The organism is Rhodoferax sp. GW821-FHT02C08 (assembly GCF_059421805.1).
On the sequence record NZ_JBWKVR010000001.1, the window covers coordinates 432,914 to 452,880 of the forward strand.

17 protein-coding genes are annotated in these 19,967 nt (G+C 54.5%); 12 read left to right on the top strand and 5 right to left on the bottom strand.

The window, feature by feature from the left end:
- Positions 1-90 precede the first annotated feature (90 nt).
- On the bottom strand, positions 91-567 hold the full coding sequence (gene bfr / locus AC07VY_RS01960) for a bacterioferritin (RefSeq protein WP_116605495.1): 477 nt from the start codon (positions 565-567) through the stop codon (positions 91-93).
- Positions 568-680: 113 nt separating this feature from the next.
- A complete protein-coding gene (locus AC07VY_RS01965) occupies positions 681-1,466 on the bottom strand; it encodes an oxygen-binding di-iron domain-containing protein (protein ID WP_495099420.1) in 786 nt (261 codons plus the stop codon).
- Between the two features lie 98 nt (positions 1,467-1,564).
- On the opposite strand from AC07VY_RS01965, the gene AC07VY_RS01970 reads away from it, so the two are divergent.
- Positions 1,565-2,065 carry a 3'-5' exonuclease gene (locus tag AC07VY_RS01970; RefSeq protein WP_495074967.1) on the top strand — a complete coding sequence of 167 codons (501 nt, stop codon included), beginning with the start codon at positions 1,565-1,567 and terminating at the stop codon, positions 2,063-2,065.
- Positions 2,066-2,098: 33 nt separating this feature from the next.
- On the opposite strand, the gene AC07VY_RS01975 is transcribed toward AC07VY_RS01970, so the two are convergent.
- Positions 2,099-3,088: a GGDEF domain-containing protein gene (locus tag AC07VY_RS01975; protein WP_495099419.1), complete on the bottom strand. Its 990-nt coding sequence runs from the start codon at positions 3,086-3,088 to the stop codon at positions 2,099-2,101.
- Positions 3,089-3,346: 258 nt separating this feature from the next.
- Between AC07VY_RS01975 and AC07VY_RS01980 the strand changes: the two genes are divergently transcribed.
- The 3 genes from AC07VY_RS01980 to AC07VY_RS01990 are packed head-to-tail and all read left to right on the top strand — an operon-like array spanning position 3,347 to position 7,460.
- Positions 3,347-5,983: a xanthine dehydrogenase family protein molybdopterin-binding subunit gene (locus AC07VY_RS01980; RefSeq protein ID WP_495111272.1), complete on the top strand. Its 2,637-nt coding sequence runs from the start codon at positions 3,347-3,349 to the stop codon at positions 5,981-5,983.
- The gene (locus AC07VY_RS01985; RefSeq protein WP_495099417.1) at positions 5,980-6,495 is read left to right on the top strand and encodes a (2Fe-2S)-binding protein; all 516 of its coding nucleotides are present in this window, start codon (positions 5,980-5,982) and stop codon (positions 6,493-6,495) included. The genes AC07VY_RS01980 and AC07VY_RS01985 overlap by 4 nt, the downstream gene beginning before the upstream one ends.
- Positions 6,492-7,460, top strand: a complete 969-nt coding sequence (locus AC07VY_RS01990) for a hypothetical protein (protein WP_495099416.1) — start codon at positions 6,492-6,494, stop codon at positions 7,458-7,460. Before AC07VY_RS01985 ends, AC07VY_RS01990 begins: the two co-directional genes overlap by 4 nt.
- A 56-nt stretch (positions 7,461-7,516) precedes the next feature.
- Here AC07VY_RS01990 and ahpF read toward each other — a convergent pair whose 3' ends face one another.
- Positions 7,517-9,088 carry an alkyl hydroperoxide reductase subunit F gene (ahpF, locus tag AC07VY_RS01995; protein ID WP_495099415.1) on the bottom strand — a complete coding sequence of 524 codons (1,572 nt, stop codon included), beginning with the start codon at positions 9,086-9,088 and terminating at the stop codon, positions 7,517-7,519.
- A 126-nt stretch (positions 9,089-9,214) separates the two neighbouring features.
- Positions 9,215-9,778, bottom strand: coding sequence for an alkyl hydroperoxide reductase subunit C (ahpC, locus tag AC07VY_RS02000; RefSeq protein ID WP_490592802.1), 564 nt, complete (start codon positions 9,776-9,778; stop codon positions 9,215-9,217).
- Between the two features lie 476 nt (positions 9,779-10,254).
- On the opposite strand from ahpC, the gene fcl reads away from it, so the two are divergent.
- From fcl to AC07VY_RS02040, 8 genes are all read left to right on the top strand, one after another.
- Entirely contained in the window at positions 10,255-11,232 is a 978-nt protein-coding gene (fcl, locus tag AC07VY_RS02005) for a GDP-L-fucose synthase (protein ID WP_495099414.1), read from the top strand.
- Between the two features lie 659 nt (positions 11,233-11,891).
- Complete coding sequence (locus AC07VY_RS02010; protein WP_495099413.1) at positions 11,892-12,713, top strand: ABC transporter permease; 822 nt, start codon at positions 11,892-11,894, stop codon at positions 12,711-12,713.
- Between the two features lie 4 nt (positions 12,714-12,717).
- Positions 12,718-13,452 (top strand): ABC transporter ATP-binding protein, encoded by a 735-nt coding sequence (locus AC07VY_RS02015; RefSeq protein WP_495099412.1) that lies wholly within the window; start codon positions 12,718-12,720, stop codon positions 13,450-13,452.
- Positions 13,452-14,834: a phenylacetate--CoA ligase family protein gene (locus AC07VY_RS02020; RefSeq protein WP_495099427.1), complete on the top strand. Its 1,383-nt coding sequence runs from the start codon at positions 13,452-13,454 to the stop codon at positions 14,832-14,834. Before AC07VY_RS02015 ends, AC07VY_RS02020 begins: the two co-directional genes overlap by 1 nt.
- Complete coding sequence (locus AC07VY_RS02025; RefSeq protein ID WP_495099411.1) at positions 14,831-16,417, top strand: polysaccharide deacetylase family protein; 1,587 nt, start codon at positions 14,831-14,833, stop codon at positions 16,415-16,417. Before AC07VY_RS02020 ends, AC07VY_RS02025 begins: the two co-directional genes overlap by 4 nt.
- Positions 16,414-17,541 (top strand): non-hydrolyzing UDP-N-acetylglucosamine 2-epimerase, encoded by a 1,128-nt coding sequence (gene wecB / locus AC07VY_RS02030; protein WP_495099410.1) that lies wholly within the window; start codon positions 16,414-16,416, stop codon positions 17,539-17,541. Before AC07VY_RS02025 ends, wecB begins: the two co-directional genes overlap by 4 nt.
- Positions 17,542-17,854: 313 nt before the next feature.
- Positions 17,855-18,718: a glycosyltransferase gene (locus tag AC07VY_RS02035; protein WP_495119472.1), complete on the top strand. Its 864-nt coding sequence runs from the start codon at positions 17,855-17,857 to the stop codon at positions 18,716-18,718.
- A 54-nt stretch (positions 18,719-18,772) separates the two neighbouring features.
- Positions 18,773-19,966 (top strand): glycosyltransferase, encoded by a 1,194-nt coding sequence (locus AC07VY_RS02040; RefSeq protein WP_495099408.1) that lies wholly within the window; start codon positions 18,773-18,775, stop codon positions 19,964-19,966.
- Position 19,967 lies beyond the last annotated feature (1 nt).

Genomic DNA, 19,967 nt, shown 5'->3' on the forward strand with positions numbered 1-19,967 from the left:
CAGAACACCGCAGAACTGGCTTTGCCAGGCTGCTGGTGTTGCCCCCTGCAAGGGGGTTGGCGGAAAGTGCGCAGCACTGGAGCCTGGGGGTTAGCCCAGTTCCCCCATCTGGCTTTGCAGGTAATTTTGGATGCCGACCTTGCCCAGCAGGTCGATCTGGGTTTCCAGGAAGTCGATGTGCTCTTCAGTGTCGTCGAGGATGCCTTGCAGCAGGTCGCGGGACACGTAGTCGCGCACGGTTTCGCAGTAGGCGATACCGTCCTTGATGGTGGCTTGTGCGCCATACTCGGCCTTCAGGTCGCATGCCAGGCATTCGGGCACGTCTTCACCGACCAGGATTTTGGCCAGGTCTTGCAGATTGGGCAGACCGTCCAGCATGAAGATTCGGTCCATCAGCTTGTCGGCGTGCTTCATTTCGCCGATGGATTCTTCGTATTCCTTCTTGGCCAGCTTGTCCAGGCCCCAGTGCTTGTACATGCGGTAGTGCAGGAAGTACTGGTTGATGGCGGTGAGCTCGTTCTTGAGTTGCGCTTGCAGATGCGCGATGACTTGTGGGTCGCCCTTCATGGTGTTCGTCCTCTAGCGTAGGGGTGAAAAGATGGGCCATTGTCGCTGCAGTCTGCGGGACTATCAAAAGAAATGTGCCTGCTTTGCCTCCCTGCTACACGGGGCGTTGTGGTTCAGCGGTCAATGCTTTGGGTAGGTATCTGGTAGGCCCGTTCGTCAAACAGGTCGATACCGCACGCGAGTGACTCGGCCCATTCGAAAAACACCGTTATCGCTGGGGCTCCGACAATCGGTGCGCCGTGTTGTGGCACTAGCATGGAAATGTCCAACTGGCGTGCCATGCGGACCCACAGGCGCAGCACTTTGTTGGCCACCATGTAGCGGCGGTGAAAGCCTTCCATGTGCGGGATATGCTTGCGCAAATCGGTAATGGCCTGCTTGGACTCTTCGCCCGTGAGCACGGAAGCGCCCAGGTCGCCCGTGAACAAGATGCGGCTGATCGGGTCGTAAAAATGGAAGTTGCCTTCGGAGTGCAGAAAGTGCGCGGGCAGCAACCAGAGCTCGCTTTTGCCCAGCGGCAGGCGGCCGCCTGCATCGGCCACACCGATGATGCGGTCCTCGGTTTTACCTACCTTGGTGAAGTGCGGCACAAAGCGTTCCCACACTTTGGAGATGACGAGCTGGGCCCTGGTCGAGGTGAGCCAGCGGTCCAGCGAGGCAATGATGTCCGGGTCGGCGTGCGAGGCCATGACGTAGGACAGCTTGTGTGGGCTGAAGTAACGCGTCATGCCCAGGAATAGCTCGTTGAAGGCCAGGTTGCCGCCCGGGTCGATGATGGCGCCCGTGCCGCTGTCTACGATCAGGAATTGGTTGGCCTGCACGGCTTGTCCGCCTTCTTCGATCAGGTCGGCAAACATGAGGCAAGTGTGTTGAGGGTCGCGGTAGAGCTCGATGGGCATGTGGGGTCCGGGTTGGGCCGTCCACTCTATGCCGATACAGGTTGTGGTGACTTGATAAAAATCAGAGATGAATCAATTGACGCAGTCACAATTGCCATATGCATGCACACCCCGCTCCCGCCGTCCTGGATATCGAAGCCTCTGGTTTGGGGCGTAACAGCTATCCGATTGAAGTGGGGTGTGTGTTGTCTGACGGTCGCAGCTTTTGTTCCTTGATCAAGCCCGAACCGGAGTGGACCCATTGGGACCCAGCGGCTGAACAACTGCACCATATTTCCCGTGATCTGGTTGTGCACAAGGGGCGCTCCGCGCTGGAAGTGGCTCAGTTGCTCAACACCCAGTTGCGCGGGCAAACCGTGTACTCCGACGGTTGGGCGAATGATTACAGCTGGATCAACGCGCTGTTTGAAGTGGCCGACCTCAGCCCCTATTTCAAGCTCGAAAACCTGCGCTCTTTGTTGCGGGAAGATGAACTGTCACAGTGGCATGGCATGAAGCAGCAAGTGTGTATGGAGCTGGGGGAGCAGCGCCACAGGGCCAGCAACGATGCCCGTTTGCTGCAGCGCACATTGCAGCGTCTGATCGACCTGCGCGTTTAGAGCTCAGACGGGTTGGTCGTGTAGTTAAGCGACTTATACGATGCGCCGCTCTATGGGGGCGGCAGCGTAGAAGCGGTTTTTCTCGGCAAACATGCGCTGGTCGGCCAGATGCAGGCTTTCGTCGATGTCTCCCGCGGCGCTGCAGGTGGCCATGCCTATGGACAGGCTGATGAGGTACTCGGGGTCATGCAGATTGCTTTCGCTCACCAGCTTGGTGATGCAGTCGATCAGAGCTTGCGCCAGCAATTCGTTGCAGCCAGGCATCAAGGCGGCGAATTCGTCTCCACCAATACGGACCATGGAGCAGGCAGGGTGGGACATGGCATGCGCCCGGCGCAACAGGTCTCCCACGCGCCGCAGCACTGCGTCACCGGCCGCATGGCCTTGCGCATCATTGATGCGCTTGAGCCCGTTGAGGTCCATGACCACTACGCACAGCGGCCACGTGCCTTGGCGCGCAATGCGCTCCAACTCCGAGGTATAAAAAGCGCGGTTGTACAGACCTGTCAAAGAGTCGTGGGTGCTGACATATTCCAGGTTGGCGGCGATTTTCTTGCGGATCGTGATGTCCTCCAGTGTCACCATCACCCGGCTCCAGCTTTCTTCGTGGCCGGGCAGCACGCGAACATGGATCTGCGCTTCAATACGTCTGCCGTCCAGCGCGTAGTTCACGGTCTCCTTGGTGAAATGGAAGACTCCGCTCCACAGGTTTTCCAGCTCGGTGACAAACGACTCCAGCATGTCGTCGCGAAAAATATCGGACAGGCGGGCCACCAGTTCTTCTTGGCTCTGTGCTGCGCACAGGATCAAGGTTTGGCGATTGACCCGAACCAGGCGGATCTTGCGCGAACACTCCAGCAGCCGCTCAGGCGCAGCTTGCAGGTGAGCACGTATGTCCACTACGCCTTGCTTACGCCAGGCATCGAACAGATTCTTGAGTTCGCCGTAGTCTTCCAGCCACAATGAAATGGGCGCCCATTCGAACATGCTTTCGCAATCGGCTGACGCGACATAAGACTCCATGTGCTGAACCTCCGCAGATTTTTTGGGGGCCTTCAATAGCGGCACCACGCCGAAAAATAATTTCTATTCGCCTATTTCATGCCATAGACAAGAATGATACAAGGTGTTACACCGGCGGCCTGCTTTGTGCCTCGTGCGGTGAGCCATTTGTGCAGGCCGGCCAGCACTAGCAATAAGGAAGGATCTGACTTGAAAAGCCTGTTTACCTTATCACGACGAACATTTATCCAGACCGCTGGAGCGGCTAGTTTATGCGTTGTGTTCAATCGTTTGGCCATAGGTGCCACTGATCCCACCGCAGTGCCGCCACCGACGGGCCAACCCGCGTGGGGCGATACTCCTGGCAAGGCCCGGTTTCGTATCGATGGCATTGCCAAGGTGACCGGGCAGAAGATTTATGCGCGCGATTTCCGTGCCCGCGATATGCCCGGCTGGCCAGCCCAGGAGCAGGTGGGCATGGTCCTGCGTGCAACCGTGGTGGATCGATTGTTTGAGCGCATAGACCTGTCGATGCTGCCGGAAGCGCTCAGGCCCACCAAGGTTGTGACGCAGGAAGATTTGCTGCGCGACCACATCGACGTTCCCTGGTTTGCCCAGCCACCGGCTACATGGCCCAGTGGTTTGCTGGTGGGCAAGGGGCAACGCCCTGTCTTCTTTGGGCAGCCTGTGGCACTGCTGCTGTTTCGCAATTTTGAAACCTGGCGCCAAGCCAAGCGCTTGCTGCAATTCAACCCCGATGTGCTGCGCTACGGCGATGTCGCCCGCATCCCGGAGGTCCACCAGGGATATGCACCTACCACCCAGTTGACACGTTACGCAGATGCAGCGGGCGTTGGCTTCTCGCAGGTGGAGAGCGGCAAAAGCAATCCATTTGCCCATCCTCCTACCGCCGTCGATTGGGTAGCGCGCACTCTGCGGGGCGATATAGACCAGACTTTTCGCAAGCCCGGTATTCGCAGCTTTGAGGGTACGTATTCCACGCAGGTGCTGGACCCGATGTTCATGGAGCCGGAAGCAGGCCTGGCATGGCGCAATGGCGATACGCTGCATTTGGTGATGGGCACGCAGGCGACTAATGGTGACTTGTCATCCACCTTCGGCCTGTTTCAGAACAAGGACTGTCCCATCAAGGTGAAGATGGTGGTGCTCAATTCTTGCTACCCCGGCGGCGGCTTTGGCGGGCGAGATACATCTACATTCCCTCCTTTGCTGGCCCTGGCTGCGGCTTATGCTGACGGGCCGGTGCGTATTGCACAAGACCGGTACGAGCAATTCCAGTCTGGTTTGAAGCAGTTGGACTCCACCATGCGGCAGCGTATTGCGGTGGACCGCGACGGTCGCTTCGTGGCTTTTCAGAGCCACCAAGACCTGCGCTCGGGTGGCAATAACAACTACAGCCAGTATGTGGCCGAGCTGGCCGCCTACTGTGGCACCGGAGGCTACAACATTACTCAGGCGGCTGTGGATGCTCGAGCCGTGCCGACCGATGGTGTGGTGGCCGGCTCCATGCGGGGGTTTGGTGGCCCACAGGCCAGCTTTGCGGTGGAGAGCCTGGTGGACGAAGTGGCAGTGCGCCTGAAGCTGGACCCCATTGCCTTGCGTGAACGCAATGTACTGCGCAAGGGTGACCGTACGGTAACCGGCACACCGTTGACCCAACCTATGCAATTGGCTGAGATTTGCCGTCTGGCGCGCGAGCATCCTTTGTGGGCACAGCGCCACACACACAGGCATACGGCCGAGCATTTGTATGGAGTGGGCTTTGCGCTGGCCAACCAGGCCTTCGGCACGGGTACGGATGGCGTGATGGCCGAAGTCTCGATTGCGCAAGACGGGCAGCTCACGGTGCGCACCAATTGCGTGGACATGGGCAATGGTTCTGCCACCACCTTGGCCATCAGCACGGCCAAATACGCCGGTGCCAATGCCACGTTGGCCAATATGGGGGAGGCGGCGTATTTCACGCAGCCATTGGGTTTCACTGATACGTCAGACACCAATGCCTGGAACAACCCGCGTTGGACCGCGAGCTGGGCCATGTCGTCCAGTGCCTGTTTGACGGCGTTTCACCAGGTCCATGTAGCGGAGCAGGCCAGCCTGGTTCTGTTTGAAACTGGTTTGCTGCCGGCTGCTGCGCAGCTGTGGGGAGTATCGATTGACACCTTGCGTGGGCACACCCAGTGGCACGACAGCCAACTGGAGGCGCCCGGTTTGCCGCCGCTGGATCTGGTAAGGATTGCTGGCCAGTTGTATGCCGGTGGTCTGCCTGCTGCGGCAATGGTGCATGCGGTTTACCAAGGGCAGTGGGTGTCGGCCGACTACAAAGTCGGGGACTGGAGCGGCAGCTTGCCTTTGGATGGCTTGTCCACCAAGCTGGCCAATCAACATGATTGGCGGCGCCACGACCGGACCCATACCGTCGCCCCCCCTGCGAACGCCAGTTTGTATGGGCGTAGTCTGTTTTCGCCTTCGGGTGCACTGGCTGCTGTGCAGATCGAACGCCGAACCGGCATTGTCAAGGTTCTGCAGATTGAGCTGTTTTTGGATGCTGGCAAGGTTATTCAGCCTGATCTGCTGCAAGGCCAAGCCCAAGGTGGTGTGGCCATGGGTATTGGCTACGCATTGCTGGAAAACATCCCCTTGCGAGGGGAGGGCGGTGGCAACGGTCGCTGGAATCTGGATAACTACCACGTAGCTTTGGCTGGCGATGTGCCATTGAAAAGGCTGGGGCTGACCGTCCTGCCCACTACTGAGTCCACTGCCAAGGGTATTGCTGAGGCCGTGCTGTGCCCGATTGCTCCGGCGATTGCGAACGCGGTGGCGTTTGCCACTGGCCATCGGTTTTATGAACTCCCTATGACCCCTGAAAAAGTGCGCAAGGTATTGAGAAAATGAACCAGTCCATCGCTATCCATATCAATGGTCAAAAGGTGCAGCGCGAGGTGCCAGACGATCTGGCGCTGATCGACTTTCTCCAGGAAGACTTGGGGATGACCGGAACCAAGCTGTGCTGCGGCATCGGTGTTTGTCGGGCTTGTACCGTGGCGGTGCAACGCACCCCACAGAGCCTGCCCCAGCCATTGCTGGCGTGCTCGACCCCTGCGGTGCTGTTGGACGGCGAAAGCATCACCACCATCGAAGGCATAGGCCAGCCTGAGCAGCTGGACCGTATCCAGCAGGCCTTTTTGGACCACTTTGCCTTTCAGTGCGGGTACTGCACTCCAGGCTTTGTTATGGCCACCCATATGCTGCTGGAGCGTCTGCGTTTGGCCCCGATTCCTGCCTCGGATCTGGACGCGGCCATTGCCAACGCATGTGGTGCCCATATCTGCCGCTGCACCGGCTATGTGCGGTATTACGAAGCGATCCGTGCGCTGGTTACAGCGGAGAAAGGGCTGCTTGTATGAAGCGTTATTTACTCAGTATGGTGCTGCTTATGGCGGGGGCTGCGCATGCGCAAGGCATTATCGAATACGGCCAGGAGTGTGCAGACAAGGTGGCTCCCATACCCGCATTCAGTTGTGAAACCGGTGTGGCTGTACCCATCACCGTGGATGGACGTACACCCGATAAGTACACCAAGAACATGCTCTGCGACCGGCCCTCTCTGCTGCCGCCAGACAAAGGGCAGAAGACCGATGGTCAATGCGTGCCGTACTCGCGAGCGCTGGTGTTGCGCGACGATGACCAGGCACAGATCAGCGCCTTTTGCCGGCAGAAGATGATTCGCCCCGCTGACACTCATTTGTATGATGAGGTGGATATCGTGGCCCACAACGTGCGCACCGGCAGCACCTGCTGGTTCCAGGCCAGCACACGTAAGCCACTGAAACAAAACGAGGGCGTCGATGGCCGCAAGGTACCGCCGCCCAATCAGGCGCAGCCTTTGCCCGGCTATCCTCCAGCGCAGACCTTCTGGAACAAGCCGAGTCTGACCGCTGCGAAGAACTGCGTGCAGTGCCACGACAGCGGCCCTTTCATGTACAGTCCCTTTATCGCCCAGACACGTATGGTGCCTGGTGATCCCTTTGGTTTGTACAAAAATGATATTGGTAAAGATTTTCAGCGCTGGGCTGTACCTTTTTCCATCAGCACCCGCGGCAACGCATGTACCACCTGCCATCGCATAGGCAACATGAATAGCTGTAACGTGGCCATGTGGCAGTCCATTGGCCAGGGACATACGGAAGGGCTGGATGCTTGGGGTAGGAAGTTCCCCCAGTCACATTGGATGCCGCCTGGCAATCTGCACAGCGAGGCGCAGTGGAATGAACAGTTTGTCCGCAGCGTGCGCATGCTGGCCGCATGCTGCCAGGATCCCAAGGGGGCAGAGTGCCTGACCGGAGGCTACACGCAGTCGGGCAAGCCCTGAGTTGTTTCAGCCACGGGTGCTGGGCATCCGTGGCTGGACGTCTACTGGCTTGGTCTTCAGGCTACGGCGGGGGATGAACTGCGGATCAGGTGGTCAAATGCACCCAGCGCGGCCTTGGCGCCATCGCCCGCGGCGATGATGATTTGCTTGAAGGGTACGGTCGTCGCGTCACCCGCCGCGAACACTCCGGGCACCGAAGTCTGACCCCGGTTGTCCACGATGATCTCGCCGTGCTTGCTGAGTTCCAGTGTGCCCTTGAGCCATTCGGTGTTGGGCACCAGGCCGATCTGCACAAAGCAGCCTTCCAGCGCTATGTGGTGGCTTTGGCCGCTGGTGCGGTCGGTGTAGGTCAGGCCATTCAGCTTGTTGCCGTCGCCGGTCAGCTCGGTGGTTTGTGCTGATACATGGACGGTTACGTTGGTCAGGCTGTGCAGCTTCTTGACCAGCACGGCATCGGCACGCAGTGCTTCGCCGAATTCGATCAGGGTCACATGCTCAACCAGTCCGGCCAGATCGATGGCGGCTTCTACACCCGAGTTGCCGCCACCGATCACCGCCACGCGCTTACCCTTGAACAGTGGGCCGTCACAGTGCGGGCAATAGGCCACGCCTTTGTTTTTGTATTCCTGTTCACCGGGTACGTTAACGTTGCGCCAGCGCGCACCGGTGGTGACGATCACGGTCTTGGATTTGAGGGAGCCGCCATTTGCCAGCTGCACCTCGACCAGGCCGCCGGGCGTGGTGGCGGGGATCAATTTGTCGCCACGTTGCAGGTTCATTACGTCTACACCGTAGGCCTTCACATGCGCGTCCAGGCCCATGGCGAACTTCGGACCATCGGTTTCCAGTACGGAGATGAAGTTCTCGATCGCCAGTGTGTCATTCACCTGCCCGCCAAAGCGTTCGGCGGCAATGCCGGTGCGGATGCCTTTGCGGGCTGCGTATACGGCTGCTGCGGCGCCGGCAGGGCCACCGCCGACCACCAGCACATCAAAGGCTTCTTTGGCGGAGAGCCGGGCGGCGTCTTTGTCGGCTGCGCCAGTGTCGAGCTTGGTCACAACCTCTTCCACCGTCATGCGGCCCGAGCCGAAATGGCTGCCGTTCAGGTAGATGCTGGGTACGGCCATGATTTCACGGGCATTGACTTCGTCTTGGTACAGCGCGCCGTCGATGATGACCGTTTTGATTTTTGGGTTAAACACCGACATCAGTGTCAGCGCCTGTACCACGTCCGGGCAGTTGTGGCAGCTAAGGGACATGTAGACCTCGAAATTGAAGTCGCCGTCCAATGCCTGGATGCTCTCGATCACACCGGGTTCGACCTTGGGCGGGTGGCCACCGGTCCACAGCAGAGCCAGCACCAGCGAGGTGAATTCATGGCCCATGGGGATGGCGGCAAAGCGCAGGCTCATAGCGCTGCCGATGCGGTTCAGGCTGAAGGAGGGTTTGCGGGTGTCCGTTCCATCCGTCTTCAGCGTGATCTTGTCGGATAGGGCTATGATGTCTTCCAGCAAGCCACGCATTTCACCAGCGGCCTTGCTGTCATCCAGGGAGGCCACCATTTCAAATGGTTGTGTCACCCGTTCCAGGTAGCTTTTGAGTTGTGATTTGAGGCTATCGTCCAACATGGTGTTCTCTTCCTATCTCGACTATGCTGCCCATATTTTGGGCGTGGTTATCCATTGCCCGCTACCCACCTTGTGGGTGGGTAGCGGGTTGTAGCGGCCTTTGCAAGCTGCTTACTTCATGCAGATTTAGATCTTGCCGACCAGGTCCAGCGAAGGGGTCAGGGTCGCGGCGCCTTCATTCCACTTAGCGGGGCAGACTTGGCCCGGGTGGGCGGCGGTGTACTGGGCAGCCTTTAGCTTACGCACGGTTTCCTTCACGTCGCGGGCAATTTCGTTGGAGTGGATTTCGGCGGTCTTGATCACCAACTCGGGGTTGATGATGAAGGTGCCGCGCAGTGCCAGACCTTCTTCAGGGATGTGCACGCCGAAAGCGTTGGTCAGGGTGTGGGTAGGATCACCCACCAGAGGGAACTTGGCCTTGCCCACGGCAGGCGAGGTTTCGTGCCACACCTTGTGCGAGAAGTGCGTGTCGGTGGTAACGATATAGACCTCGGCACCTGCCTTTTGGAACTCTGCATAGTTTTCAGCCGCGTCTTCGATTTCGGTAGGGCAGTTGAAGGTGAAGGCGGCCGGCATGAAGATCAGCACAGACCACTTGCCTTTCAGTGTCTCATCGCTCACGGTAACGAACTTGCCGTTATGGAAGGCTTCGGTCTTGAAAGGCTGGACTTGGGTATTGATCAGAGACATGTGGTATTCCTGTAAAACGTAGGTTGCTAGTGCGGGATGCATTGGCTACGGAGTCGCATATTAAGCTATTAATGGATGGTTGTTGATAGATAATTTTTATTATCTCGATAGCGATGGTAGGTTCTGCTTGTCACAAGTTCTACCAAGCATTTGCTACAAATGATTGCATATTTTGGCTCTATGTTTATTCTTGCTGGCCATTCGGATTTGTGTAGTGGGGATTCACTTTGCCAGCTAAGTCCGCGCTAACCTGTTGTTGCCTCTTTTCAACTTCTGTCAGGTGTCGTGGTGGATCCTCACTAGTTGTGGCGATTCCGAAAAATGCTCAGCCGTGGTTGTTGATCTCACTCCGGATCTGGCTTTGTCGGTTTCGTGTGACTCAAAAACAAGCATGCTGGCGGCATAATTGGCGAGGCTACGGAATAATGAGGCTTGACGGTACGTCAAGTCGATGCGAGTTCTTGCAAGGGTTAAAAATGATCAAAAAGATATTTGTAGCCGGTCACCGGGGCATGGTTGGTGGAGCTATCATGCGAACCTTACGGACCCAAGGCATACCTGCCAACCACATCATCACCCGGACGCATGCCGAGCTTGATCTTACCGAGCAAGCCCAGGTGCGCGCTTTTTTTGCATCTGAGCGCATTGACCAGGTCTATCTAGCCGCAGCCCGAGTGGGCGGTATTCACGCCAACAATACCTACCCTGCAGACTTCATCTATAGCAACCTCATGCTGGAGACCGTTGTAGTGCACGAGGCCTTCAAAGCGGGCGTCAAGCAACTGCTGTTTTTAGGATCTAGTTGCATCTACCCTCGTTTGGCTCCCCAGCCCATGGCCGAAGACGCGTTGCTCACCGGCAAACTGGAGCCCACTAACGAGCCATACGCGATTGCCAAAATTGCCGGTATCAAGCTATGCGAAAGTTACAACCGTCAATACGGCAGCAGTCATGGCATTGACTATCGTAGCGTCATGCCCACCAATCTATATGGCCCTGGCGACAGCTATCATCCTGAAAATAGCCATGTGCTGCCTGCCATGATCCGCCGCTTTCACGAGGCCCGCGTTGCCAACCTACCCAGTGCCAACATATGGGGTACTGGAACGCCCAAACGAGAATTTTTGTATGTAGACGACATGGCCGCAGCCTGCATTCATGTTATGCAACTGCCCAGAGCTACTTTTAATCTACACGTACAACCGATGCAAGGCCATATCAATGTGGGCAGCGGACAAGATCTTTCTATTGCCGAACTTGCTGAATTGGTGAAAAACGTGGTGGGCTATAAGGGCAGCATTGAATACGACACCACGAAACCAGACGGAACTCCGCGCAAACTGTTGGACGTATCCTGCCTGACCGAGCTGGGTTGGAAAGCCAGCACCCCGCTAGAAGAAGGCATAGCCCGCGCCTACGAGGATTTCTTGCAAAGCACCCGGACCAGTGGCTAAGCCATGAAATTAACGGACTGTGCTCTCATTTGGACGTGGTTCGTGGCTCACTTATCTAGGATGCAGTCATGGGCGAGTCCATGTGCTGCAACGGAATGCCGACATTGATAGCGAAGTAATGCTTTAAGTCGAATAACCCAGGCGGCGTGCTTCGCGGCTTTGGTATAGGCCTCGCAGATGATCGGCATGACAGAACCCCCAACAGAAATCTTTATTGAGGGTACTGCGACCGCCGCGTGTGCATACGTGCTGACACCCCCCATAGTCGAGGTATTGCTTGCACTTGTGGTTGTGGTTGTGGTTGTGAGCATATCTTGTCCTAGCGCGCAGAATTCCAAAGTGGAGCAGTCGTTGGGGTTGATGGCCGCATCTGAGGGGCGGGTTTAAGAGTTTTTGTGAGGTTCGCAACAACTCGGAGTCGCGTGAGGTGGATGTTGTGCAAAGTGGTGTGGATGACCCACGCAGCATGCGTAAAACGGTTACGAAGCATGGAGTTCGTGTGAGCTCGCGTCTGACATAATGTGATCCAGGGGTAAGCCGATATTGATTAAGGTAATCAGACGGCGGGTGTAAATTTACATATTAGTTGGTGTAGATAATTTTTATGAAAATCTCGATGAAGATAATCCTGTTTGTTTCCAAGAGAACTGTGGTTAGTCATGGTTGCTGAAGTTGAAATACACAGAAAAAATGGTCCAGCAGACCATACGCCTTCCAGTGATCTTTGTTTCGGTATGGCTGCATATACAGTTTGGGGAACTTTGGGTTGGCATGATATACGCCAGCGCTATCGCCGTTCAGTACTTGGTCCTTTCTGGTTTACATTGAGCACACTCATTATGGTCGTTGTCTTGGGGTTGCTGTATTCGCAATTGTTGCATCAGGAAATAAGTAGTTATTTGCCTTATTTGGCTGTCGGCCTTGTTGTGTGGCAGTATCTGGCTTCGGCGGTAACTGAGGGTTGTACGTCATTCATTGGCTCTGCTTATTTGATTAAGCAGATACGATTACCCCTCACTGTCCATGTGTGTCGCATTGCATGGCGTAATTTTGTCATTCTCCTGCATAGTTTGCCGGTAGTGATACTTACTCTTTTGGTTTTTGGACATTGGCCTACTGCAGAGATATTGTTGCTGCCATTTGCATTGCTTATTCTCTGGTTGCAGGGAATTTGGATAGGCGTTGCACTTGGTATACTTTGCACTCGCTTTAGGGATATAGCGCCCATCGTTGCTAATCTCGTGCAGGTAACTTTTTTCTTTACACCTGTGATGTGGTCGCCAGACATATTGGTTGACCGTGCCTGGGTGGCTGAATTTAATCCGCTCTACCATTTAATAGAAATTGCACGCGGCCCAATTATCGGCCGCCCGGTTCCCTTGGAGTCTTGGGTTTGGGCTATTGGGCTTCTTGTCGTGGGGTTTATCTTTGCACAGTTTTTAATGAAACGGTACCGCAATCGCGTGCCTTATTGGTTGTAATAACGTGAGTACTTCAATTGTCGCCAGCGGGCTAGGCGTAGAGTTCCCGATTTATGAAAACTCACACCGCTCTCTCAAGAAAACTGTTCTGAATCTTTCTACCGGAGGAAAAATTGGCCAGGACACAGGTAAGCACTCGATCGTTACCGCACTGGATAGTTTGAACTTCCGGTTTGAGGAAGGTACGCGAGTGGGGCTGCTGGGGCACAACGGTTCGGGCAAGACAACTTTGCTGCGAGTCCTATCCGGGGTTTATGCGCCTGTGCGTGGTCAGCTTAAGGTGACGGGGTCGATTGCATCGTTGTTGGATGTGTCCATGGGGCTCGATCCGGATGCTACTGGTTTTGAAAACATCTATCTCCGGGGTATTCTGGACGGATTGAAACCTGCCAAGATACGTTCCAAAATTGACGAGATTGCAGATTTCAGCGAACTTGGCGATTACCTCAATCTACCCGTGCGTACGTATTCCAGCGGCATGATGCTGAGGCTTGCGTTTGCAATTTCGACCAGTATCGAGGCAGACATCATCATCATGGATGAGTGGCTTAGCGTAGGTGACGCAGCATTCAGTGCCAAGGCAGCTATCCGACTTGAAAGTCTTGTTGGTAAGGCTTCGATTCTTGTGGTGGCATCGCATGACCCAAGTCTTATCCAGCGAATCTGCAACCGCAAGATCACTATGGAGCATGGGCGGATTATTTCGGATGAGCTAGTAACGACTGTAGTTGACGCATGATTAGTGCAGACCATCCGGTTCTTCGTGCAGGAGCAATTGCATTCTCCTACCAGCCGCTTAAGTTACTTAAGGGGCTGTTCAGTGCCAACATTGCATATCCTTACGCTGAAAAGCGAGAGCAGCGTGAAGTTCGCCCCAAACTTGAAGAGCTGAGACGCTTTTATAGCCAGGACAAAGCCCAGCGCCGCAGCATCGCTACCAATCGCTTGGCCGATGCCCTTTGTTTTGCCGGAACTTCGGTACCTTATTACCGAGACCTTTTTGCCCAGCACGCATTCAATACCGAGAAGGTCCGCGCGGATGTGCGGTATCTGAATGATCTTCCCTACTTAACCAAAGATATTATTCGCGAGCAAGGCGACCGCATGCTGTCGCGGGCGCTGGACCAAACTCGCCACCACATCTGCAAGACGGGGGGGTCAACGGGGCTATCGAGCGTAATTTATTACGATCAGGAAGGCGCTGATTATTCGGCTGCGGTTACCTTGTATGCGCGGGAGCGCATCGGCAAACGCAAGTACAAAACAGAGCTGCATTTCGCCTGTCGCTTTCCAGATGCCATGGTGCCCCAATGGCCTACGCGCGAAGACTTCAAATGCTTTGCGATGAACCGCAGCAATATTTTTTTCAGCAGCGTCGATGATGACGGGCTAGAAGAAATATGGCAGACCCTTCTTCGCCGTCGACCCTACTTGGCGCACGCACACCCCTCCACCATTTATGCTTTGGCATGTTATGTTGAGCGTAAATACGGTAGTGGTAAAGCCTTTGAGGTTTTTGAGTCTAGCGGTGAGTTGTTGGAGCCTTATCAGCGAGAAGCCATTGGCCGTGCGCTGCGTTGTCGTGTTGTAGATCGTTATGGCTTGGCGGAGTTGGGGGTTGTTGGTTATGAACTGTCTGGCGCAGGCAATGGGCAGCAGGTGCTTGAGTCTGAAGCCTGGCCAGAGTCATTTGAAGTAGATGGTGCTGAAAACGGTGAACATGAACTGGTATTTACTGGGTTTCGCAACAAACTCATGCCACTCATTCGTTATCGTACTGGTGACCTTGCCAAGGTGGAAGATGGCCCCCAGGGGTTTTTCTTGACCAACGTGGTTGGGCGCATACACGATTTGGTGTCCATCAATGGCGTCGATCATCCAACACACCATATCCAGGACATGCTGGATCATCGTGTGGGTGGTATTCAAGAGTTTCAGATAGACCTTCGATCAACACCTCCTGTACTGAAAATCGTGCCAGAGGTGTTCGCTGATAAAGAAGAAATACGCCGTAAGGTTACCAGTTTTTGGAGGCAAGGTTTTGAGCTACAGTTTGTGGACCACGACGCATTTGTTCGAGTTGGTCGTCACGCTAAATTCAGGCATGTCGTTCATCCATGATTAATGTCATTTGTCCGGGCTCACGTACCCAAGCAGGAGAGATAGTTGCTCTTGCATTTGTGCGCAGCTGCACCCCCCATTTGGTGACGCGCTCAACCATAAGCCAGATGGCCTATCCAACCAAGGTTGGCATGCCTTGCTGTTGGGTTTTAATTGATCCTCTAAACGATTGGATCGACAGCATTATTGCCACATTGAGCGCCTCCAAAAGTAAGGTCATTGTTTTTGGGGCTTTGCCTCCCAAGTTGGCGCAGTATTTAAATGTTGCAATATTGCCGGTAGGCGATGCGTTGGTGAATGCCGCAAAGTGTGCCCCAGCTCTTTCCGGGCGGTTTTCGCAAAGTGCGGCGACTGTGCGATACATCTCTGCTCTGGGCGATAAGGCTTCTCCACTGAGGGAGCGGCCATTTTTACGATATGACTTTACCGATGAGTGGAACAATCTGGGCTATGGCTCCATCCATGTGGATGCAACGCATTCGTCCATTTGGGCGTTGGCGCAATCTGTGGCTGCGCCTCCTTCTAACGTTATTGCAGAAGTGCACGCTGATCATGTAGTTTTGAGTGCCTATGTAGGGGTTTGGGACACACCCCAAAGCAGCCTGCTGTGGTTTAACCGTGCAGTAGGACCGGTGGACTCGCAGGAGTGGGCCTTGGTCGAACACTTTATAGCCAGCTACCGATCGGCCGAGTTATCTTGTTGGCCTGTATTGCGCGAAGTACCGTACGGATTTGATGCTGCCGTCACCATGCGGTTGGATTGTGATGAAGACGTAGAGTCTGCTCGCCCTTTATGGGAGGCTTATCGTGCAATGGACGTGCCGTTTTCATTGGCACTCCACGCCAAGGTATTGGCAGATCCTATCCATCATGCATTGCCCAAGGAGGTGCTGTCACTTGGCGGAGCGTTACTATCGCATACTGCCACACACGCTCCGGACTGGGGCGGTAGTTATGAGGCCGCATTTGCTGAGGGCATGGCATCGGCTGCGTGCATTGATGGTGCCATCGCCTATCGGGTCAAGTATGCGGTGTCTCCATTTCACCAAACACCAGGCTATGCCCGCGCTGCATTGGCTGACGCAGGATATGCCGGTTGTATAGGTGGCATCATCCGAAATGATCCAGATTTTTTGACAGCGAGGTCCGGTCAAGTGCCTGCAGCGGGTGAGGGTTTTATTGGGCATAGCCAACAATGCATGCTGCATGGTGACTGCGTACTTCAGGATGCAGATTCACATTCCGTATTCAAACAAGCGTTTGACATCTCTAAAGAGGGGGGGGCTTTCTTTGGCTATCTAGACCATCCATTTTCGCCCAGGTATCAATACGGGTGGCAGACAGAAGCACAGCGAATTGAGTTCCATCAAGCATTTGTCGGCTATATGAAGCAGACAAAAAAAGTGTTGTTCTGTAATGAGACTGACGCAATGGACTTTCTGCACTATCGGTCCTCTATAAGACTATCAGTTGCAGGAGCTCAATATGCAATAGCCCCTGGTGTAAATGTGACTCCGTGGGCTGTTGCTGTGGAATATCGCGGCAAACTGCTTGAGGTCACTGAAGATGGTGTTTTGTTATGAAATTGATGGTCATTTTTGGCACCCGTCCAGAGGTCATTAAGCTTGCACCTGTTATTGCGGAGGTGCAAAAGCACCCTTCAGCCATTCACTTGACGGTGTGCTCTTCTGGCCAGCATCGCCATATGCTGGACCAGGCGCTGGCCGTTTTTGGTATCACCCCGCAGGTGGACTTGTCGGTCATGCAAGAAGGTCAAACTTTGGCTGGATTGACCACCAAACTCATAGACCTCGTAACAGAAGCATTGCTTGAATATCGTCCCGATGTGCTGATGGTGCAGGGAGATACCTCCACGGCATTCGCATCTGCATTGGCTGCCTTCTATTTGCGTATACCGGTTGCACACGTGGAGGCTGGTTTGCGCACTGGCATTTGGGACAGCCCGTTTCCAGAAGAGTTCAACCGTGTTGCTATTAGCAGGATTGCAAGCTGGCATTTCGCGCCTACCCTTAGCGCGGCAAACTGCTTGCGCTCTGAAGCAGTAGACGCGGAAAAGGTTTTTATAACTGGCAACACCGTGGTGGATGCCATTGGCATGGTTCAACGCCGTTGGGCGGAGGCAGGTCGTAAGCACAAGTTTCCGGCGTACTTTGAAAACAAACGCATGGTGCTCGTTACCACGCATCGCCGGGAAAACTTCGGGCAGGGCTTAGGGCAAATTTGTGCCGCTATCAAAATGCTATGTACCAATCACCCGAACGTCGGTTTTGTGTTTCCGGTGCACTTGAACCCTGAGGTGCGCAAGGTGGTGTTCGCGGAGTTGGACAGATTGCCCAATCTGCGTTTGATTGAACCTTTGAACTTTGAGGCCAATCTGTATCTGCAAAGCCAGTGCGCACTCATCATCACAGACTCAGGCGGCATACAAGAAGAAGCACCAAGCTTCGGCGTGCCGACCATTGTGATGCGAGAACACACAGAGCGTAATGACGGCGTTACGGCTGGTTTTGCAACTTTAACCGGTACCGATACCCGTCTGATTGTTTCCACTGCGGAGCGATATTTGGGTAACCCGGGCCTGCAAGCCGAATTGCAGCAAAGAGGCAACCCCTACGGTGACGGACTTGCTAGCCAACGTATCGTTGCCATATTGTTGGGCAGCTGCGTAGAGGGCTTTAATGGCTGAGCCAGAAGCACCCAACTCCAAAGACTGTGTGTTATTTGCTACAGCAGACTGGGACGCCCCCTATTGGACCAATAAACAGCATACGGCTCACCACCTCGCGCTCGCGGGACATCGAGTCTTGTATATCGAGAGCATAGGCTTGCGTGCGCCCACAATGAATGGGATGGACCTTAAGCGTATTTGGCAAAGGCTAAAGCGGGGACTGCGGCCCGCAAAACTGGTAGAGCCCAATGTGTGGGTTATGTCGCCATTGGCTATACCGTTTAAGCAGCACTTGCCAATTGTTCGGGCTATGAACCAAGGCTGGCTCAGAATGCGCATCAAGCTGTTTATGCTGCGTCAGGGTTTTAAGTTGCCCATGATTTGGACTTACCACCCTTTCATGCGTGAAACGATATCCAAGTTGCCCCATGGCAAGCTCGTTTATCACTGTGTTGACGACCTGTCGGCTGTGCCCGGTATTGATCCGGATAGCTTCAATAGTGAAGAGCAACGGTTGCTTGCAGAATGCGCTGTTGTGTTTGTTACCAGCTTGGCGCTTAAGGACAAGTGTGCGCCGTTTAACGCCAATACATATTATTTTTCTAACGTTGCAGATTTGGACCACTTTGGTCGTGCACATAACCCTGGCGCATTGCCGCCAGATATTGCGGCTATACCGTCGCCACGAATCGGCTACGTGGGAGCACTGTCGGATTTCAAAGTGGATTTTGCATTGATGCGGGGTGTTGCCATTGCCCGGCCGGATTGGCATTGGGTGGTGATCGGTGCCGAGCGCGAAGGGCAGCAAAGCTCTCTAGCTGAAGCATTGCGTGCGTTGCCGAACGTCCATTTTTTGGGGGACAAACCATATGCAGTGTTACCCGACTATCTGCGTGGCTTTGATGTCGGCACGCTCCCAACGTTGATCAATGAGTACACCCGATCGATGTTTCCGATGAAGTATTTCGAGTATTTGGCTGCTGGTGTGCCCGTGGTCGGTACGCGGTTAGAATTCACAAAAACCAACCAAGCCGGTCTGCTGGTGGCCGACACCAGCGAGCAATTCATTGAGCATATAAACGCTCAATTAGCTCGCGGCGGCTTTACCGTCTCGGAGTCATACGAGTTTGTATGCGACAACACCTGGTCGGCAAGACTAAAAAAAATGCTTGAGTTGCTATTCGTTCATCCATGACATCCCCCATGATTCACAACAAGTCAGGCCAGTGCAAAAAAGGGCTCACCACGAATGCTTAATGGCCAAAAATTAGGAATCAACTTTTTCGGCCCTTCTGAAACAGCGGATGGTATCGGTCGTGCTGCATCATTGAACCTGCAGTGCTTGAGCGATACGGAATTTAGCGTCGAGAAATTTGTGCTGTCCCGTCCTGTAGCCCTGCAAAAGACCAGCCAGTTGGTTATCTCTGACGCGCTGGTTAAAAGTCTGCCTCATAAGATCAACTACTTTCATTTCAGTGCACGCTGGGTTCCGCACTACTTCGCGCAGTTGTCTGCCGGTGCTTTAGATGGCTTTCATAATATCGGCTACTGGGAATGTGAAGTGCCTGAGATTCCAGAGCAATGGGCGAAGCAGTTCCGGTTTTTTGACGAGGTCTGGACTGGTTCCGCCTTTTGTCAGCAAGCCATGTCTAGATCATCCAATATCCCCATTCTGTTGATGCCCCATCCCATCGAGGAATTCGCGGTAACAGACCGAATGAAAGATCGTAGGGCTGGCGTCGATTGCGGAGCATTTTCATTTCTTACCATTGCCAATGTGTATAGCGATGCCGAACGCAAGAACATCCTGTTCTCCGTTCGAGCCTTCCTGAATGCCTTTGGCGACCGCCAGGATGTTAGGCTAGTCTTGAAGATTAGTAATCTGGAATACGACCTGCTGCTCGATGCTAAGCTCAAGTCGATTGCCGAAAAGCACCTCAACGTCCAGATTGTCCCCGGTTACGTCGAGAATGAAGTGATCCATGGTCTGTACGACCAGACGGATGCCTATGTGTCCTTGCATCGCGCAGAAGGCTTCGGCTTCACTATCTCTGACGCTATAAGTCGTGGCATTCCAGTGATTACGACCGGTTACTCTGGAAATGTGGATTTTTGCAATGGCGCTGACACCATGCTTGTCGATTACAAACTTCGAAACATTGGCCATGAGCGTCTTCGCTATAAAAAACAAGACATGTGGGCTGAACCGGACATGGAATCTGCAACTCGATGTTTTACTGAGATGGTTGAGCGCTACGGAGAGCGTTTAATGCTGGCCGACAATGCCAAGATTCGTGTAAATCGGGATTTCTCTCTGCGCAGCGTCAGCAAGCTCATGCAAGCCAGACTCTCCTTGATCGACAGGCAGTTTAATTTCGACAACGACCTCGACGGTCGTATTCTGGATCATGAAGTTGGCATTAACGAAACCTACGGCTTCTGAC

Excerpts from the sequence above, each read along its gene's own strand:
- ahpF (WP_495099415.1), bottom strand. The coding sequence starts at position 9,088 with ATGTTGGACGATAGCCTCAAATCACAACTCAAAAGCTACCTGGAACGG.
- AC07VY_RS01985 (WP_495099417.1), top strand. The coding sequence starts at position 5,980 with ATGAACCAGTCCATCGCTATCCATATCAATGGTCAAAAGGTGCAGCGC.
- AC07VY_RS02040 (WP_495099408.1), top strand. The coding sequence starts at position 18,773 with ATGCTTAATGGCCAAAAATTAGGAATCAACTTTTTCGGCCCTTCTGAA.
- ahpC (WP_490592802.1), bottom strand. The coding sequence starts at position 9,778 with ATGTCTCTGATCAATACCCAAGTCCAGCCTTTCAAGACCGAAGCCTTC.
- AC07VY_RS01965 (WP_495099420.1), bottom strand. The coding sequence starts at position 1,466 with ATGCCCATCGAGCTCTACCGCGACCCTCAACACACTTGCCTCATGTTT.
- AC07VY_RS02025 (WP_495099411.1), top strand. The coding sequence starts at position 14,831 with ATGATTAATGTCATTTGTCCGGGCTCACGTACCCAAGCAGGAGAGATA.
- wecB (WP_495099410.1), top strand. The coding sequence starts at position 16,414 with ATGAAATTGATGGTCATTTTTGGCACCCGTCCAGAGGTCATTAAGCTT.
- AC07VY_RS01970 (WP_495074967.1), top strand. The coding sequence starts at position 1,565 with ATGCATGCACACCCCGCTCCCGCCGTCCTGGATATCGAAGCCTCTGGT.
- AC07VY_RS02010 (WP_495099413.1), top strand. The coding sequence starts at position 11,892 with ATGGTTGCTGAAGTTGAAATACACAGAAAAAATGGTCCAGCAGACCAT.
- AC07VY_RS01975 (WP_495099419.1), bottom strand. The coding sequence starts at position 3,088 with ATGGAGTCTTATGTCGCGTCAGCCGATTGCGAAAGCATGTTCGAATGG.
- bfr (WP_116605495.1), bottom strand. The coding sequence starts at position 567 with ATGAAGGGCGACCCACAAGTCATCGCGCATCTGCAAGCGCAACTCAAG.
- AC07VY_RS01990 (WP_495099416.1), top strand. The coding sequence starts at position 6,492 with ATGAAGCGTTATTTACTCAGTATGGTGCTGCTTATGGCGGGGGCTGCG.
- fcl (WP_495099414.1), top strand. The coding sequence starts at position 10,255 with ATGATCAAAAAGATATTTGTAGCCGGTCACCGGGGCATGGTTGGTGGA.
- AC07VY_RS02035 (WP_495119472.1), top strand. The coding sequence starts at position 17,855 with ATGCGCATCAAGCTGTTTATGCTGCGTCAGGGTTTTAAGTTGCCCATG.